Below are 18,541 nucleotides of genomic sequence, written 5' to 3'. Positions count from 1 at the left end.
AACGACCAAATTATCGAAGCAGCCAACGAGGGAACTGATACTGTTCGCGTCGGCTTTAGTTTCACGCTAGGCGATAACGTAGAAAATCTCGTCTTAACTGGCAGTAACGCCATTGATGGTACTGGTAATGGTTTGAGAAACAGCATCACAGGTAACACCGCCAACAATAACTTATTTGGTGGCGATGAAAATGACACTCTCAATGGTGGCGATGGCGATGATATCCTTGATGGAGGTAATGGCAATGATACTCTGACTGGCGGTAATGGTAATGATACACTCGTTGGTGGTCTTGGTAACGACAAGCTAACTGGTGGCACTGGCAATGATAAATTTGTCTTTAACAGCCTAAGTGAAGGAACTGATACTATCACTGACTTCAGCAGTACAAATGATGTCCTATTAGTGCAATCTCTGTTAGCCAGCTTCAACTACACAGGCATAAATCCCATCGCCAATGGTTACATTAGAGGTATACAATCTGGGTTAAATACTCTCATTCAAGTTGACGCTGATGGTGTTGGTAGCAGTGCAACTTTCACAACCTTAGTTACACTCAATAACTTTACTGCTAGTAACTTCAGCCAGAATAACTTGATTTTCTAGTCAAGAGTCACAACAGCGATCGCTTCTAGCTTACCTTGATTATTAGTTGCGGCGATCGCCAAATTAAATTTTAGTTTGTGCAAAGTCAAAATAAGCTGCGACTATTGTAAGTAAAGCATTTCATATACCTGTAAATGAGAGTTGAAATTAGATGATGAGACGACTTTTCTCCGTTCCCAATCATCTGCGAGAACAACTTCCCACCCTGACGGAAGATAAAAAGCAAATCTTACAAAAGCAAAGCATTAGCCAAAATTCCCCAGGAAAAATTCTGCGGGACTTTCAAACCGTCCTAGAATTTCTCCAACCAGACGGCGTTGAAGTCAGCAGCACGTATCATCAATTCTCTCTCAAATACCTCCAGCAACTCAATTCTCGCTTGAGTTACCCTATTGAAACTAACCTCAAGCGTCCCCAACAAAAATCATACCCCTACATTCACGGGTTATACTTTGTCCTTCGCACATCTGGACTGTCTCAAGTTATCACCCAAGGCAAAAAAACCAAATTAATCTTAGACGAACAACGCCTCAAAATTTCGCAAGGTTTCAACCCAACTGAACAATATTTCACACTCTTAGAATCCTGGCTAATCTGGGGAGAAAGCGAACTCTTAGGCGAATCTAGAGATCCTTATAGACCATTATTTCGCTGCTGCCAATTTTGGCGAGAAATTCCAGATGAAGGTTTAACCATTAATAGTTATCAAGAACAAGATAAATTAGTCTATTATCCAGGCTTTCACAATCTTAGCTTGTTGCATTTATTTGGTTTTCTTGACCTCACTCTAGGAGAAGCAGAACCCGCTAAAGGATGGCGTATCACTACTGTAAAACGTTGTCCTTGGGGAGATGCCATGATAGGTTTGCTCTCTGAAATTTATGATGAAATTGAACGACAGCCAGAAGATGAAGAAATCTCTCTAGATTTCCGCATCGCCTTTGAAAAACTCAAACCATATCTCCAACAATACTTTCCTGAATGGGAACAAACCTTAGTCATCGCCAACGGAGAGTTTAAGCAGGCAATTTATACTTTTAAAGTTACGCTGTTAGATGCTTGGCGACGCATAGCCATTCCTAGCAACCTCAATTTTGATCAAGTAGCCGCAGCAGTTGTGGAAGCATTTGATTTTGACTTTGAACATCTCTACCGATTCATTTACAAAGACCATATACATATAGGGCGCATTTTTGAATTTACTCATCCCTTTGTTGATATTCCTCCTAACACCAACGATTTTCGCTTAGGTGAATTACCAATTGAGGTGGGAAATCATCTGCAATTTACCTTTGATTTACTGGATGAATGGGAGTTTGATTTGCAGCTAGAAAAGATTGAGCCTGCCAATGCCAAAATGAAAAAGCCCAAGATTCTGGAATATCATGGCGAACCACCAGCACAGTATGGTGAAGAGGGAGACGATGAGGAATAGCTTGACTGTGGTGATGGGTTATCCTTTCCTTTCTGCCACTGATTGAGTTTTATTCATCTTTAAGCAATTCTTATCTTTGGCTACCAAATGACATCAACAGGATACTGTGTGATTTTATTATCTACAGTAATTATGGGCATTTTTTCCACTTGACTTTGAGCAATAATTATTCGGTCAAAAGGGTCTTGATGTAAAGCAGGTAGATTAACGACTTGTAAAGCGTGATTCATTTGAATAGGCAAACTTTCAAATCGATTTATAGTCAACCGATTGGGAATGTAAGTTTCTGGTGGTTCTGGTAAATTTAATTTACCCAAACGAACTTTAATTACAATTTCCCATACGCTTGCAGCACTAAAAAATAAGTTATTCCCTGGATCGGCAATTATATTTCTAGCTGTAGATGAGAGTCGGTTATCGTCAATAACCCACCAAATAAACGTATGGGTATCAAGTAATGCTCTCATGCTTCTGCTTCTGTTGGGTTGATAAAAGCATTTAGCACCTCGTCGGGGAGGGGAGCATCAAAGTCTGGGGAAATTGTTACCTGACCACGGTCTAAACCTGGAATTCGAGGTAATTTCTGTTCCGCAATTGGGACTATACGCGCGATAGGAGTGCCTGCTTGAGAAATAATCACTTCTTCTCCGTCTCGCACTCGACGGAGTAGTTCAGCAAATTCAGCTTGACCTTCTGGGATTTCTAGGCTGTACATATATAGTTAATGTCAAGGATATTATTATCCTGGCATAGAGTTGTTATGGCGATCGCACATTAGAAACGTGTCAGAATTGGCAATGCGATCGCTCTTACTAAATTAATGTAAGGGACAAAGTGGGCGATCGCCTAATCACATATTCTGAAGCTAGGTTTTGTTACTGAGTCATTACTAAGGCTGCTTGACTTCACAGGTAGTTAACCCTTTAGCCCTTTTCACAAATTTATCGTCAAAAGTGTAAAATTCTGCATGATTCTGACTGTAGGCTAGATGAAGGGCATCAGCAAAATCTAAGCCTAATTCATGCCATTGCAACGCCTGAAACACTACGCCAGAATTACTCAGATGGACATTTGGCAATCCAAACAGCTTTCTTAACGCTGTACAGATTTCAACAGGTTTAAACTTATAAGCAAACCTTAGTACCCACTCAGTTTCTAGAATTACAGTATCTGGTATAAAAACATTTTGGTTTTGAAAAATTTCTAGACTCTTTTGGTACTGTAATTCATCATCTTGAGTCAATAGACGCACAATTATATTAGTATCAACTGCCACCATGCCATAATTCCTCTATACCTTGATGGATGGCATCATTCATATCTTCTAAAGATTTGGGTACGCCTTGATATTTTAAACAGCCTGCAACATCATTTAATGTAGTTTCTGCAAAGGGCTTCTTGGGTTTGAGAAGAATCCCATCACCCATATTAATTGCTATTAATTCCTGTCCGATTTCCCAGCCTGAAGCTTTTAGTAATTCTTCAGGAATAATTACTTTTCCTTCATTTGATACTTTTGTTATTTCCATATATTGTAGAAAATTGTTCTATATTTATTGCTCAAATTCCACTGCACCTAAGACTTTAAGAGTGGCTTTTTCAACTTCAGTTAAACCTTTAACACCTGTAATGTTCATATCCTCATAGAGTCTTTTAGGCTTAAGTGTTTTGATGCACTTACCAGTTTTGATATCCCAAATTTTAATTGTCTGATCTTCACTACCACTGGCGAGAGTTTGACCACTCAAATCAAAAGCAACTGAGTTGACTGAACTATTATGACCTTGTAAGGTCATAAAGCACTCACCACTATGAATATTCCACAATTTTACTGTACGGTCATAGCTACCACTAGCTAGCATTTCACCATCTGGACTAATAGCAATGGAGTTTACGGAACTATTGTGTCCTTGTAAAGTGTTAAGGCAATCACCACTATGAATATTCCACAATTTTACTGTACGGTCATAGCTACCACTAGCTAGCATTTCACCATCTGGACTGATAGCCATAGAATATACATTTCTATTATGTCCTCGTAAAGTGTTAAGGCAATCACCACTATGAATATTCCATAGTTTTACTGTACAGTCATAGCTACCACTAGCTAGCGTCTCACCATCTGGACTGATAGCAACTGTCCCAACTCTATCGCTATGTCCTTGTAAAGTGTTAAGGCATTTACCACTGTGAATATCCCATAACCTTACTATATGGTCACTACCACTGATGAGTATTTTACTATCTAAACTGAAAGTAACTGAACGCACCCAATTGTTATGTCTCAAAACTTTAAGGCATTCACCTGTGCGAATATTCCATAGTCTTGCCGTTTGGTCATAGCTACCACTAGCAAGTAGTTTACCATTGGAACTAAAAGCGGTTGCGAGTATCCGAATGGTATGTTCTTGCAAAGTTTTGAGGCACTCGCCTGTGTGAGTATCCCATATCTGCACCGATGTACCACTACTACTGACAAGTATTTTAGCTTGCGGACTGAATGATAATGAACCTATTGCATTGGTATGTCCCTGCAAAATATTTAGACATTCACCTGTACGAACATCCCATATCTTTACTGTCCTGTCACTACTGCAACTAGCTAGCATGTGACCATCTGAACTAATGGCAATTGAAAGCACCCACTCAGTATTTACCTGAAAAATTTGCACCTGTTCATTATTGCTGATATTCCATAATCTCAGATATCCCTCACTATAATCGGCAAATATCTGACCTTTAGGGCTGAAGGCAACTGAGAGTATTCGACCAGTATGGCTTTGTACTGTGTTTAAGCATTCACCAGAGCAAATATCCCATAGCTTTACTGTTTTATCAATACTGCAACTAGCCAGTATTTTGCCATCTGTACTAAAGGCGATTGAACTTATTTGATCTGTATGTTCTTGTAAGGTAATCAGGCATTCACCTGTATCAATATTCCATAACTTTACTGTACAGTCATGGCCACCACTCGCCAATAATTTGCCATCTGGACTAAAGGCAATTATATTTATCGATTTAGTATGTCCTTGTAGAGTGTTAAGGCATCTACCAGTGTCGATGTCCCATAGTTTTATTGTTATATCAAGACCAGCACTGGCTAGTGTTTGACTTTTAGGGCTGAAGGCAATTGACCGTATTGAGCTAGTATGATCTTGTAAAGTGTTCAGGCATCTACCCGTTCCGATATCCCATAATTTTATTGTTCGGTCACGGGTACCACTAGCAAATATATTACCTTGTTCGCTGAAGGCGAGTACATCTATCCACTCAGTATGGCCTTCACACATCAGAAGTTCTTTTCCACTTAAAGCTTCCCACAACCGAACTTTACCATGATTATCTCCTGTAGCCAATAACTTACCATTTGGGCTGAACACCAAAGAGAGAACATATCCCAAATCTTTACTGAAAGAAGAATTATTCAGATTAGCTTCAGCAAAATTTACTTGGCATAAGCTGACGTTTGTAAAATCAGCCCCTTTAATAACCGTCCTGCTAAAATCTCTACTTTCCAAAGCAGTTCTATGAGTTTTAACCATCAAAGTTGCGGCATTTCCACCGACATAACCTACCTCGTCTTCGCTTTTACCCCTCGTTCCTTCAACAACATTAATAAGGGACTCATTATTACCTAACATCGGTAAAAGCAAATCCATTACCGCTTTTGTTAGTGGCGATCGCCCAACTGTCTCTCTCAACTTATCTAAAGACTCACTTGTAAATGCTTTTAGTGGTGCGATAACCTCCCCACTCCCTTGAAGCGAAAAATAACCAGACCAAGTATAATCAACAGGCGTTGCACCGCTATCCAAATCTGACTGAGCTTGGGCTAATTCTGTAAAATCGCTAGATAACACCCCCAACTCTGCCGCAAACTTATACGCCACAAAAAACTCTAATAGTGACCTATGTGCCGGAGTGTAATCACCATCAGCATTGCGGACAAGCATCGTCTGTCCCATCATGTCATAATGCCAGTGATCTAAATCTTTCTCTTCCTGCACCACAGAATCAAATAAGCGACGAATACGTTCTGGAAACAGCCGATAATTCAGACTCATTTGGTCAGTAGAGAGCATTTCCCAAGACAGTTCGCATAAAAAGTACAATTTATCTGCCAAAGAAGTAAAAGTACGTTCTGCTTTGATATCTCGTTCCATCTTGCGCCGCACTGCATACAGATAAACCCGTGACATATCAATAGGTTTACCCGCTTCAATATCTGGCAAAGCTTCCAAAATTAAATCAGTCATCACTGGACGACGGGCTAAGTCTAGTAACTGTGAATTGCCCATGACTTGTTCAACTGTGGCTGGTTCAGCTTGGTATAACAACACCTGCCGAATTTGCTCGTCGTTAAATTTCTCCAGTTCCAGCACTTCAAATTGTGGGGTTTCACCAGTTAATTTGTTCGTGGAGGCTTGTAGTTCTGCATTGAGTAAAGCGCGTCCTTCTTTCGCCTCGGGGAAATGTTCAGTACGACAGGTGAGAATAACTTTAGAACCCGGAACTACTACCTTTGCCAGTTCCCAGAAGTTGTTAATCATCTGTTGGCGGTCAACTTTTGCTGCCATTTCGTCAAAACCATCGAAAATGAGCAGCAATTTACCCATCCGGTTGAGTTGGTCAAAAACTTCGCTATTTAAGCGGATATTGTGTTGAGTAAAAAAGAAACCCGCCAAAACATTTTCTACATTTAAAGCCTTGGCAAAGTCACGCAGGGTAATTACTAAAGGTAGACGGGGACGTTCAACACCACGTTTTTGAGCATCTTTGTAACGTTGGAGTGCTGTCCAAGCATAGTGAAAGACAAACCAAGTTTTACCTGTGCCGAATTCTCCCAAAATAGAAATATGTTCTTTAGCAGGGTCATCCAACCATAAGTCTATGTAACCATCAATCCAGCCGTCTTCTGCTTCATAACGGCTGATACCAATTCGCCGCTTAGTTACTGGATCAATTTCTTCTTTAGTACAAGCAAGTGGGACATATTTTTGATCAATCTTTCGGCGTTTGATTTCCGCTTCTAGCCAATCAAGATAACCAGTAAAGTCAGCATCTAAATCAATCAGTTCGTCAAATGTAAAGCAGTCAAGGTGACGATTTTCTTCCTTCTTGACTTCATCCCTGGCTGCGCGGGAAATGCGACGGGTACTTACTAACCAGCCTTCATCAGTTTTTTGTTGATTAACTGATTGACGCAACGCCATAACATCACTCAGTCTCACTTCTCCCGCAACGCCTCGTACAAGAATGCGGTCATAACTGCGGCGGACTGGAACGTTAATAATCCATTCAAAATATTCTTCTGCCCAGATTTCATATTTTTCTAGGCGGTAGCCCAAGGTTTCAAACCATCCTCGCATTTGTTGGGCAAGTGCGTAGATGCGAAGCAGCTTGTCGTTAGACATCGCTCTACACTGATTTTCAGTTGCAGGTTCGGTTAATACTAGAGAATTCTGGGCTGCTAATCTGGCCATTTCTGTACGAATGCCCTCCAGTGTGGGCAATCTCTCCAGTTGTTCTTGAATACCAGCAATTCTTTTATGCAGAGATCCAATCTGCTGACTCATTAAGACATCAGCAGGTGTACGACTGCGTTTGGCGACTTCAATAAACACGGTTGCAAATGCAGCTACCTCTCGTCTGACATCCAGTTCTAAGTTTCTGATTTCTTCACCCAAGGTATAAGCTTCCAAAAAAGCATCAACTTCAGAAAGCAAAATTGAGGGATTATTGTGGCCTAATGCTTTGCGAAATGCTTGTTTAATGGCTTCTTGTCGAAATAATTCGAGAAATGGTTTTGGTTTACCAACACCGTATTCTACTAAGGCATAGGCGTAAACACCACTAAAATCGGCTGGTGGATGCTCTGGGTCAAGGTTAAATTGCTGGAGTAACTTAATTACTGTCTCATTACGCAGAATTTTTTCTTTAATTAAAGGATTCGCAATGCTAGTAATTGCGTTGATGACTAGATCCAGGTTAATTAAGCTCATCACGACACCCCGAAAATGCAGAGCAATCTTGCTCAACTACGCTTAATTACTATTACAAGGGATATCTGAGCTATAAAAGTTTTCTTTTATACTTTCTCAAGTATTATCTGAGCATCAGTTGGCAGGTTGATGTGCGGCTCTCGCCACACTAACATCTATCATTTTCTTGTGTTAGCGAAAAATTTCACTGTTTTGGTTCTTATATTGCAACCCAATTGATCGGCTCAACTGAACCCTAATGGCTGAAAATACTCATACATATTTAACGATTTATATCAAAATGTAAATTTTAAACAAATGAAGAAACAAAACTTAAAATTCAAAGAGGAATGAATTTTCTCTTGAGTTTTTGGATTTCTTTACTTATGAGTGTAAATTACTTCTAAAAATGGTGTAAAAATGGTGTAAATTTCAATTTGTTAGCCTGTAAGTATTGAAATGTATTAACTTTACCTAGGACTGAAAATCCTCGTGTCACGAGTTCAAGTCTCGTTCCTGGCATATACGCAAACCCCTTGAAATCGTTGAATTTCAAGGGGTTTTGCTTTGTAAAGTCTGATTAATCAAGCAAAAAGTTCTAAATCTTACAAAAATTTACACCGAGGATGATTGATTATTTTAGACTCGATCCTTTAGGTCTTATTGAGCGCAGCTTCATTAAGAATTGATATTAGCTCAATTAACTATATTTGTAATAAAAAAATCAAATTGTGAAGTGATATTACAAACATTGCAAAAATATTTAGAAATTGTTTTGTAGTCAAACATGGCTCTAACGTAGAACCTATAGGAGAGACTTGAGGCAACTGTAATGAACATGAATGATATAAAAAACTATCGGTTTGTCTGCACCCTGACCTTTGGAGATATTTATGGTCAAATTATTGTTTGGCTAATTACAATTACGCTTAGTTTGGCATCAGCTTTGGCACTGATGGGTGCGAAACGACCAGTATATGCTTTAGCAACAGTAGGTCTCATTGTTCTGCTATCGCTGCCTTTCTTGCTGTTTGCTTTTGTAACTACATTGTTAAATCATATTGAACTAGTTGCTATAGAACGGGGAACTAAGACTGCACCTATCCCTGGTAATGTCTCTCAACAACAACCTATCCAAGCTACTAGTTGAATAGTAGGGAGTAGTAGATTTTAATCATGGTTAATTTTGCATTAATTAACTTCCCTGTCAGCAGACGGGGAATTTTTTTGTGAATCGCATCTCTACAATAGAACAGCAGCTTTTTGCAGTCGGGGGCTAGTTTATGCTGGAACATGATGTAATTATTGTCGGGGGAGGATTAGCAGGATGTCGTGCGGCTGTGGAAATTGCCCGTACTGACCCTAGTTTAAATGTTGCTGTAGTAGCTAAAACTCACCCCATCCGTTCTCACTCGGTTGCAGCCCAAGGTGGGATGGCTGCATCGTTAAAAAATGTTGATTCCGAAGATTCTTGGGAAGCACACGCTTTTGATACTGTTAAAGGTTCTGATTACTTAGCAGACCAAGATGCAGTAGCCATTCTTGCCAAAGAAGCGCCAGATGTGGTAATTGACCTCGAACATCTGGGTGTTTTGTTCTCGCGTTTACCTGATGGACGGATTGCACAACGGGCTTTTGGTGGACATTCTCACAATCGCACTTGCTACGCAGCTGATAAAACTGGTCATGCAATTCTGCACGAATTGGTAAATAATTTGCGGCGTTACGGTGTGCAGATTTATCAAGAGTGGTACGTAATGCGCCTGGTTTTGGAAGAAGGTCAGGCGAAGGGTGTGGTGATGTATCACCTATTAGATGGGCAGATTGAGGTGGTTAGGGCAAAAGCGGTTATGTTTGCCACGGGGGGTTATGGTCGCGTTTATAACACCACATCTAATGATTACGCCTCCACTGGCGATGGTTTGGCGATGACAGCGATCGCAGGTTTACCTCTACAAGATATGGAGTTTGTGCAGTTCCACCCCACAGGTTTGTATCCAGTGGGGGTGCTGATTTCTGAAGCAGTCCGGGGAGAAGGGGCGTATCTCATTAATTCTGAAGGCGATCGCTTTATGGCGACTTATGCACCCAGCCGGATGGAATTAGCCCCCCGTGATATTACCTCAAGAGCGATCGCTTACGAAATTCGCGCCGGGCGTGGTGTGAATCTGGATGGTAGTGCTGGCGGCCCCTTTGTCTATCTAGACTTGCGCCATTTGGGTAAAGAAAAAATTATGAGTCGCGTTCCCTTTTGTTGGGAAGAAGCCCACCGCTTAGTCGGTGTTGATGCTGTGACTCAACCAATGCCAGTCCGCCCGACAATTCATTATTGTATGGGTGGTATACCTGTGAACACTGATGGTCAAGTCCGCAGTAGTGATAATAGTTTCGTTGAAGGTTTCTTTGCGGCTGGAGAAACCTCTTGTGTTTCCGTTCACGGCGCAAATCGTCTAGGTAGTAACTCTTTATTAGAATGTGTAGTTTATGGTAAACGAACTGGGGCGGCGATCGCTCAATATGTGCAAAAACGTAAATTACCTACTATCGAAGAACAACGTTACATCAAAGAAGCCCAGCAAGAAATTCAAGCCTTACTAGAACAACCAGGACAGTATCGCATTAACCAAGTCCGTCAAGCCTTTCAAGATACCATGACTGAATTCTGTGGCGTTTTCCGCACGCAAGAATTAATGAGTGAAGGTTGGGAAAAAATTACCGAAATCCAGCAAAAATATTCTCAAGTTTTCTTAGACGACAAAGGTAGTTGTTGGAATACTGAACTTGTAGAGGCTTTAGAACTGCGAAGTTTAATGGTAGTCGGACAAACTATTTTAGCATCAGCCTTAAACCGCCAAGAAAGCCGCGGCGCACACTTCCGCGAAGACTTCCCCCAGCGCGATGATGTTAATTTTCTCAGACATACAATGGCTTACTATTCACCCGCAGGGATTGATATTCAATATCGTCCCGTGGTGATTAATATGTTTGAGCCAAAAGAGAGGAAATATTAAGTAGATTGAAGAGGTAGGTTTAATGACAGTTTTCCTATCTCCCAATCAAGCTTTTTACGATAGCCCAAAAATAAAACGATTATGGATTGGGAATGTGTATTAACATTAACTGAATATTTTACAATCTACTGCATAGCCATCAGTAGCAACAGTGAAATTCTTGCTAGTGCTGGTTATGGTAAAATTTCAATTTGGCATTTACCATCTCGTCAACGCCTTCATAGTTTAATAGCTCATATCGCAATTTCACAAACTTTAATACAGTCCATCTGTACAGATCACCTTTACTTCTGACAATCTTGAAAGTTATTGGAAAGTTGCCGATAAACTACCACTGCTAATTGCGCTCCTAAAATTGGTGCTATCCAATAAACCCAGTGATGTTGCCAAATTCCGCCAACAAATGCTGGTGCAAAAGAACGCGCCGGATTCATACTTGCACCAGTAATTGGCCCCATAAATGCGGCTTCTACCCCTACAGTTAAACCAATTGCTAACCCTGCAAAACTAATATGTGCGCGTCTATCTAATCCTGAACCGAAAATAACCAACATCAAAATAAAAGTCAGCACAAACTCTAATACTAAAGACTGCAACCAATTCCCATTCAACGGTAAAGTTGCACCTAAATTACCAACTTTTCCTAAACTAATTACTAGTAAAACTGAGGCAGCGATCGCTCCTCCTAATTGTGCCAAAATATATGGCAATACTCGCCGTTTAGGCAAAAAACCACTCGTCCAAAAAGCCAGTGTCACCGCTGGGTTGAAATGTGCGCCGCTTAAATGTCCCAACGCATAAATTAACGCCGCCACCACAGCACCAAACACACAACTAATACCCAGATGTGTCAAAGCATTTTGACTGATGCTATTCACCATCACTGCACCAGTACCGGCAAATACCAAAATAAAGGTTCCGATTGCTTCCGCTAAAGCCTCTCGCCAGCAATGCGCCAGCAATTTTGGTAAACCTGAGTAGATTCTTTTGCTGAGAACATTTGCACCTGACATTTTCAAAAAAGCTCATTTGTTGGTAAGAATATTTCAAGAAAACTTGATATGTCAAGCAAGTATTAAATAATGAAATATATCTCACTCCAACCAGAAACGCTATATGTCGTTTTGAGGAAGGTATTTTCTGGCTCTTGACAATCTTTCAAACAACTGCCAAGGTGTTGGAGAAAAATTTCGTTTTTGGTATAAATTGAGCCAGTATCCACGAGATGCAGATTTTCACAAATCAATCTCTATGCGCTAAACCTCACATTGCTGTGTTTTCTTCTACTAAAGTGGGAAACTTTGTTGTTACTACACCGCTATTGAGAGGGCTGAAAGATAAATATCCTGATTGCACACTAGATTTTTTTGGCAGTGAAACTACCAAAGATTTTGAAATTCATTGCCCCTATATTGATTGGCGTTTTTCACTTTATACACAGCGACTAGATTTTTTAGATGCTTTATCACAAGCTGTAAGAGAACGTCAACAAATAGCAGGAACTTATGATTTAGCAATTAATTGTGATGGATTTAGTGAAATCAATTTAGTTATGATTAGTGCTATCCGCCCTACTTATATTGCAGGCGTTGCTTTATCTTTAGATTTCCGTGACAAACTCAAAGTAGCAGAGCATCCAATACACAAAATATTACTAGATAAAGATTGGAATAGCCGAGAGTTTTTGCAAAGACATCAAGATATCCTAAAAAGCAACTATATCAGCGAAATATTCTGTCGAGTTGCATATATAGAAACTGATTTTTATCAACTAGAATTACCCAGTCAAGAACCTCATTTTTTAGTGCCTGATGTATTAATTCATGTGACTGCTACACGTCCGGCAAAAATGTGGTCTGTATATTATTGGCAACAAGTTATCAACTGGTGTGAATCTCAAGGATTAACAATTGGCTTAATTGGGAGCCATCCCCAAGAGCAGCAAACTTTGTATAATGCTGGTCATACTGAAGAATATTTGTTGGAGACAACAAGTATTATTGATCTGCGAGGAAAAACTTCTTTAATTGAACTAGCAGGTGCTTTTCGCAGCACAAAAGTATGTATTTCTGTTGATTCCGGCCCTCTGCATATTGCGGCGGCTGTAGGTTGCCCAACATTGGCAGTTTTTGGGAATGATGTTGATGGTGATGGCGCAAGCCCTATCAGACTTTGGGCATCTCGGCAACCACACGTAAAACTGACTATTTCAGATTTTAAATGTACTTTATGTCAGGAGAATTCTTTTAAAAATAAAGAGTGTTTATTAGATAATCATCCTTGTATGGCATATCTTTCTCCTGAGTCAGTGATTCATCAACTTCAAGGTCTTTTACTCAGCAGTAATTTTCTGCCATGCTAATTTGGCAGCACCTACCATTCCCGCAGAATTGCCCAATTGGGCTGGCAAAATTTGTAACCCTGTGCGGGAAGTATACATAACTCGCCGCTCAATTTCTACCTTGGCGGCTGGTAAGAAAAATTCAAAACTAGCACTAACCCCGCCACCAATAACGATCGCTTGTGGTGTTAAAACATAAATTAAACTAACTAGACCAATACCTAAATCTCTGCCATATTCTTGCCAAAAGGCTAAAGCCTCAGCATCTCCAGCTTGGGCTAAAGCACCTAATTGGTCAGGTTCTTTTCCGGTACGGCGACGAATAGCAATAATTGAGGCATATTGTTCTAACGAGCCTTGGTTGCCACTATTACACATTGGCCCTTCAGGCTTGAAGCTAATTAAACCTAATTCGCCAGCTGCTCCTTGATGCCCAATGAACAGCTTACCATCCAGGATGATTGCACCACCAACGCCTGTCCCCAAGGTCAACAGAATAAAATTTTGCAAGTTGCGCCCCGCACCTAACCAAGCTTCTCCTACTCCCGCACAATTAGCATCATTAGCAATAACCGTGGGTTTACCTGTTTTAATTTCTAACCATTCAGCTAAAGGTACATCTAGCCATCCAGGTAAGTTGATCGCGATTTTGGCAATACGTCCAGCCGCATCAGCAGGGCCAGGCATACCTACACCAATAGCTATAGTTTGATTATCAGGGTCAATTTGGGCGATCGCATCTACTATCACCGCTAAAACGGCTTCTGGTGTAGCTGGTTGGGGAGTCGCCACAGTTAAACATTTTAAGCACGTACCATCTTGGCTAAACCGCCCCAACTTAATTGCTGTTCCCCCAATATCAATCCCAATTACTTCCGGTTGATCCACAATTGCACATCCAAAACAGGGCAAGTACGAAGTCTAAAACTCTATATTTTACACTTCATATTTCATAATTTTCTGCCCTACCTTGGCAAATACTCCAGACCAGTCACCCACAGATTCTTGGCGAAACAGTCGCATTGTCGGATACCAAGGACTGTCATCTCGGTGCAATAACCATCGCCAGTCAGGAATAAAAGGCAAAACTACCCAGGTTGGTTTACCCAGTGCGCCGGCTAAGTGAGCAACTGAAGTATCTATTGTTAAGACTAAATCTAATTGAGCGATCGCCGCAGCTGTATCATTAAAGTTATGCAAATAACTGCTCAAATCCTGAATTTTAATATCAGCAGGTAGTTGCGCTAAGTCTTGAGAACTTTTACCCACCTGAAGGCTATAAAACTCGACTGCTGGTATTTTGAACAATGGTAAAAATGGCTGTAGCCCAGAGGTGCGTTTACTATCATTGCGGTTTCCAGGATTACCAGCCCAAACAATGCCGACTTTGAGTTTAGTTTCTGGTGAGGCTGCTAACTGAAAATTATGAGATGGCGGCGCAAATATATAAGGTATTTTTGCCGGAATTGTTTCGATAGTTGTCCCCAACAGATAAGGTAAGCTCATCAAGGGTGCTTGAGTATAGAACTGGGGTAATTCTTCATCCAGAGCAAACACTTGTTCTACGCCAGGAACAGTTTTGAGTAATTCCACTTGATCAGGTAGACAAGCTAGTATAACTCGACCACCGCGATCGCGCACTAAGGCAGCATAGCGAATAAACTGAAATGTATCACCTAGTCCTTGTTCTGCATACAGCAAGATAGTTTTACCATCTAAGGGAGAGCCATCCCAAGGCGGTGTGGCAAAGTTGGGTAGTTGTTCAGGTGGAAACATTTGCCAGCGCCATTCATATTCGGCAAAGCCAAGGTCAAAATCTCCAATTAATAATAGTGCTTCTGCTAAATTCTGGTGGGCTTCGGCAAAATCTGGCTGTAATTCAATCGCTGTTTTATAGCAGCTAATGGCTGCTTCTATCTCTCCCAAGTGGAGCAGCACTAGACCTAAGTTATTGTAGGCTAAGGCATAACTCGGCTGAAGAATAGTTGCTTGGCGATAGGAATCTTTGGCGGCTGCTAAGTTACCTAATTGTTGAAAAACTAGACCCAAGTTGTAATGAAATTGAGCAGAGTTAGGCTGTAGGGCGATCGCTTCCTGATAATGTTGAATTGCCTCTTTCCATAAACCCTGCTGTTTCAAAGCAATACCAAGATTGCTGTGAACTGAGGCCAACGCTGGATTAATTGCCACAGCTTGACGGTAAAAAGCGATCGCTTTTTCTGTGTCACCTAACTGATGGGCAAGTGTACCCGATAAATACAAAGCATCAACCTGATTTGGTTGCTCTTGTAGAGTTTGGGTATATATTTGTTCAGCCTCAAAGAAGCGACCCGCTTGTTGATGAAGAATGGCGATCGCTAAACTGTCAGAAATATTATTCATTACTTACAGCTACAGCTTACTTATGTTCTTCTAAGTTGTAATCAACTTTTTCATCAGAACGTACAGAAGCAACCTGTAAATTTACCACTGGGTAATTATTAGCCTGTGACTGCCCTTGCAAAGCAATGACTGGTGTACCACGCAGAATACCAGTCAAAGCCATAGATAGCATAAACCCACCAGCAGCGGCAGCAATTAAAGAAAGGTTATCTTTCACACAAATCTCTCTATATAAATTACTAATTTGGTCAAAAGTCAAAAGTCCATAGTCAAGAATATTAACTTTATCCATTGACTATTGACCATTGATAAATGACTATTTACGAATCCCATTTTCTCCCCGCAAACGGGGATTGACAAATTCATTTAACCCCTCACCAAGTAGGGATAACCCTACCACCATGAATGTCATTGCTAAACCAGGAAACAAGGTTGTCCACCAAACACCTGTGGGGAGGGCTTCGAGGGCTTGTTTTAGGTCGTGTCCCCATTCTGGCACTTCTTCTGGCAGCCCCAGACCCAAAAAGCCTAAACCGCCTAATACTAAAATTGCATCGGCGGCGTTGAGGGTAAATAATACAGGTACGCTCTGAATGACGTTGAAAAATAAATAGCGAGATAGCACAATCCAAGTAGAAGCGCCCATTGCTTGTGCTGCTTCGATAAATACTTCGGTTTTGACACTCACGGTATGGTTGCGAACCACTCGATAATATTGGGGGATGTAAGCAATACTAATTGCGATCGCGGCATTAAAAATACCTCTGCCTACAACAAACGCCAAAGTTACAGACAGTAATAATCCCGGTAAGGTGTAAATGCTATCCATGAGGAACAGCAACAGCTTATCTAACCTACCGCCAAGATAGCCACTCAGCATCCCCAATGGCACGCCAATAATCATACTCAGCGCGGTAGCTAAAATTACCACTTGTAAAGCAGCTTGTGCGCCAAACAAGGTACGAGAAAAGACATCATGACCCAAACGGCTAGTGCCGAACCAATGTTTAGCTGATGGTGCTTCTTGAATGGGGTTAGCAAGAAAATCTTTGGGGTTTTGTAGCCATCCCCAAGCCTGCAACACAGGGGCAAAAAATGCCAAAAAGATAAAAAACAGGGTGATGGCTAACCCAATAATCATTAATTTTTGGGAAAGGTTAGAACTTTTAGCAAATCGTAAAAATGTGGGTAGCTGACGTTTAGTTATGGCCATGTGCGATCGCCTGCATCAAGCAAGATACGCTGACCATTGTACATAGAATAATCCAGAAGTCAGAATATAGAATTCAGGAGAAATTTATTCTGACTTCTGACTCCTGAATTCTATGGAAATAACTTAAAGATTGCTTTCAATCAACAGGCGGTACTCGCTCTTTTGCTTCACGCCTTTGACTTCCTTCACCAGTTCTTTGTCCTTGAAGAATTGCACTGTTGGTGTACCTGTTACCCCAGCGTTTTCGGCAATCTCCCGGTCTTTATCAATGTCAATTTCCACAAAGTGAATTTTGCCATCGAATTCATCCACTACTTTATTGAGTATGGGTTTGAGGGTATGACAAGGGCCGCAACCTGGCGCGACGTATTTGACAATCAGCAGGCGATCGCTTTCGTGGAATAATTTCCTTAAAGCATAACCACCTTCATGGCGAGTTGCGTTTAAATTAAACCCTGCTTCTTGTTCAGCTTCAGTTTTTTGCTGTACTGGCTCATGCTCTAACTCATTATTAATAGTTGGCTCTTGATGAAACTCTTGAATCAAAGCGTTGGAAGACAACCAACGTTCTGCCAGCAACGCCGCCATACAGCCAGTACCCGCAGCTGTAATTGCTTGGCGATATTCATGGTCTTGCACGTCACCAGCAGCATAAACACCTTCAACACTGGTTTCTACAGAACCATGTTTGGTGACGATGTAACCCACTTCATCCAGTTCTAGTTGTCCCTTAAATAAAGATGTATTGGGAGTGTGACCGATCGCATAAAATAAACCCTTAGCATGAATTTGGCTTTCTTCACCAGTTTGATTATTGCGAACTTTCACCCCATCCATGTGTCCGTTACCGAACACATCCACAACTTCTGTATTCCAATGCACCTGGATTTTCGGGTTACTCAAAACTCGGTCTTGCATAGCTTTAGAAGCCCGCATCTTATCAGACCGCACCAACAGATTCACCTTGGAACCGTATTTAGTCAGATAAATAGATTCTTCTGCTGCTGAATCACCAGCCCCAATAACCGCCAACTCTGCGCCGTGAAAAATTGGTGTTGCACCATCGCAAATCGCACAAGCAGAAATTCCCCGACTCCAAAATAAATGTTCGCTATCTAAACCCAAGCGCCTTGCTGTGGCTCCAGTGGCAATAATTAAACTGTGGGCTTTAACTTCTCTTTCTTCAGAACGGACTGTAAACGGACGCTGGCTTAAATCTACAGATATCACATCCTCAGTATATAACTCAGCTCCCCAACGCTCTGCCTGTGCCTTCATCCGATCCATCAGTTCCGGCCCAGTAATGCCTTGAGGAAACCCCGGAAAGTTCTCTACTTCCGTCGTTGTCATCAGTTGCCCACCCGGCAACCCTCCAGCTTGGAAACCTTCAAAAACAACAGGTTTCAGGTTAGCTCGTCCCGCATAGATGGCAGCGGTGTATCCTGCTGGCCCAGAACCGATAATCACCACGTTTTCTACAGTCGGGTTAGTCATAAACTTAACTGAACTCATAACGACTACGTTTAATATAGCATAGCAAATAAAGTGAGTGGAATCAAACCCTCATAC

16 protein-coding genes are annotated in these 18,541 nt (G+C 41.2%); 5 read left to right on the top strand and 11 right to left on the bottom strand.

Annotation, left to right across the window (positions count from 1 at the left end; genetic code table 11):
- Positions 1 to 606: calcium-binding protein (locus NCWK1_RS30360; protein ID WP_187308039.1), on the top strand; the 606-nt coding region annotated here is incomplete at its 5' end.
- Between the two features lie 151 nt (positions 607 to 757).
- Positions 758 to 2,041 (top strand): IS1096 element passenger TnpR family protein, encoded by a 1,284-nt coding sequence (locus tag NCWK1_RS03410; protein WP_103123722.1) that lies wholly within the window; start codon positions 758 to 760, stop codon positions 2,039 to 2,041.
- Between the two features lie 80 nt (positions 2,042 to 2,121).
- On the opposite strand, the gene NCWK1_RS03405 is transcribed toward NCWK1_RS03410, so the two are convergent.
- The 5 genes from NCWK1_RS03405 to NCWK1_RS03385 all read right to left on the bottom strand — a co-directional run bounded on the left by NCWK1_RS03405 (position 2,122) and on the right by NCWK1_RS03385 (position 8,046).
- On the bottom strand, positions 2,122 to 2,508 hold the full coding sequence (locus NCWK1_RS03405) for a type II toxin-antitoxin system VapC family toxin (protein WP_103123721.1): 387 nt from the start codon (positions 2,506 to 2,508) through the stop codon (positions 2,122 to 2,124).
- The gene (locus NCWK1_RS03400) at positions 2,505 to 2,756 is read right to left on the bottom strand and encodes a type II toxin-antitoxin system Phd/YefM family antitoxin (protein WP_103123720.1); all 252 of its coding nucleotides are present in this window, start codon (positions 2,754 to 2,756) and stop codon (positions 2,505 to 2,507) included. The genes NCWK1_RS03405 and NCWK1_RS03400 overlap by 4 nt, the downstream gene beginning before the upstream one ends.
- Before the next feature lie 174 nt (positions 2,757 to 2,930).
- On the bottom strand, positions 2,931 to 3,320 hold the full coding sequence (locus NCWK1_RS03395; protein WP_103123719.1) for a type II toxin-antitoxin system VapC family toxin: 390 nt from the start codon (positions 3,318 to 3,320) through the stop codon (positions 2,931 to 2,933).
- Entirely contained in the window at positions 3,307 to 3,570 is a 264-nt protein-coding gene (locus NCWK1_RS03390) for an AbrB/MazE/SpoVT family DNA-binding domain-containing protein (RefSeq protein ID WP_103123718.1), read from the bottom strand. Before NCWK1_RS03390 ends, NCWK1_RS03395 begins: the two co-directional genes overlap by 14 nt.
- A 24-nt stretch (positions 3,571 to 3,594) precedes the next feature.
- A complete protein-coding gene (locus NCWK1_RS03385; RefSeq protein WP_103123717.1) occupies positions 3,595 to 8,046 on the bottom strand; it encodes a WD40 domain-containing protein in 4,452 nt (1,483 codons plus the stop codon).
- Positions 8,047 to 8,857: 811 nt separating this feature from the next.
- Here NCWK1_RS03385 and NCWK1_RS03380 point away from each other — a divergent pair.
- Positions 8,858 to 9,175, top strand: a complete 318-nt coding sequence (locus tag NCWK1_RS03380) for a hypothetical protein (RefSeq protein WP_096580175.1) — start codon at positions 8,858 to 8,860, stop codon at positions 9,173 to 9,175.
- 133 nt (positions 9,176 to 9,308) lie between these two features.
- On the top strand, positions 9,309 to 11,036 hold the full coding sequence (locus tag NCWK1_RS03375) for a succinate dehydrogenase/fumarate reductase flavoprotein subunit (protein ID WP_103123716.1): 1,728 nt from the start codon (positions 9,309 to 9,311) through the stop codon (positions 11,034 to 11,036).
- 284 nt (positions 11,037 to 11,320) lie between these two features.
- Here the strand turns inward: NCWK1_RS03375 and NCWK1_RS03365 are convergent, their stop codons facing one another.
- Positions 11,321 to 12,049, bottom strand: a complete 729-nt coding sequence (locus tag NCWK1_RS03365; RefSeq protein ID WP_245894813.1) for an MIP/aquaporin family protein — start codon at positions 12,047 to 12,049, stop codon at positions 11,321 to 11,323.
- Between the two features lie 212 nt (positions 12,050 to 12,261).
- On the opposite strand from NCWK1_RS03365, the gene NCWK1_RS03360 reads away from it, so the two are divergent.
- A complete protein-coding gene (locus NCWK1_RS03360; protein WP_103123714.1) occupies positions 12,262 to 13,398 on the top strand; it encodes a glycosyltransferase family 9 protein in 1,137 nt (378 codons plus the stop codon).
- On the opposite strand, the gene NCWK1_RS03355 is transcribed toward NCWK1_RS03360, so the two are convergent.
- The 5 genes from NCWK1_RS03355 to trxB all read right to left on the bottom strand — a co-directional run bounded on the left by NCWK1_RS03355 (position 13,369) and on the right by trxB (position 18,466).
- Complete coding sequence (locus NCWK1_RS03355) at positions 13,369 to 14,265, bottom strand: ROK family protein (RefSeq protein WP_103123713.1); 897 nt, start codon at positions 14,263 to 14,265, stop codon at positions 13,369 to 13,371. The genes NCWK1_RS03360 and NCWK1_RS03355 overlap by 30 nt on opposite strands.
- Before the next feature lie 48 nt (positions 14,266 to 14,313).
- Positions 14,314 to 15,759: a tetratricopeptide repeat protein gene (locus NCWK1_RS03350; protein WP_103123712.1), complete on the bottom strand. Its 1,446-nt coding sequence runs from the start codon at positions 15,757 to 15,759 to the stop codon at positions 14,314 to 14,316.
- A 16-nt stretch (positions 15,760 to 15,775) separates the two neighbouring features.
- Positions 15,776 to 15,976: a hypothetical protein gene (locus tag NCWK1_RS03345; protein WP_103123859.1), complete on the bottom strand. Its 201-nt coding sequence runs from the start codon at positions 15,974 to 15,976 to the stop codon at positions 15,776 to 15,778.
- Between the two features lie 99 nt (positions 15,977 to 16,075).
- Complete coding sequence (locus NCWK1_RS03340) at positions 16,076 to 16,972, bottom strand: ABC transporter permease (protein WP_096580187.1); 897 nt, start codon at positions 16,970 to 16,972, stop codon at positions 16,076 to 16,078.
- A gap of 123 nt (positions 16,973 to 17,095) precedes the next feature.
- Positions 17,096 to 18,466: a thioredoxin-disulfide reductase gene (trxB, locus tag NCWK1_RS03335; protein ID WP_103123711.1), complete on the bottom strand. Its 1,371-nt coding sequence runs from the start codon at positions 18,464 to 18,466 to the stop codon at positions 17,096 to 17,098.
- Between the last annotated feature and the right edge of the window lie 75 nt (positions 18,467 to 18,541).

Origin of the sequence: Nostoc cycadae WK-1 (assembly GCF_002897135.1) — a bacterium.
Lineage (GTDB): Bacteria > Cyanobacteriota > Cyanobacteriia > Cyanobacteriales > Nostocaceae > Nostoc_B.
This window is presented reverse-complemented; position numbering and strand designations above follow the sequence as displayed.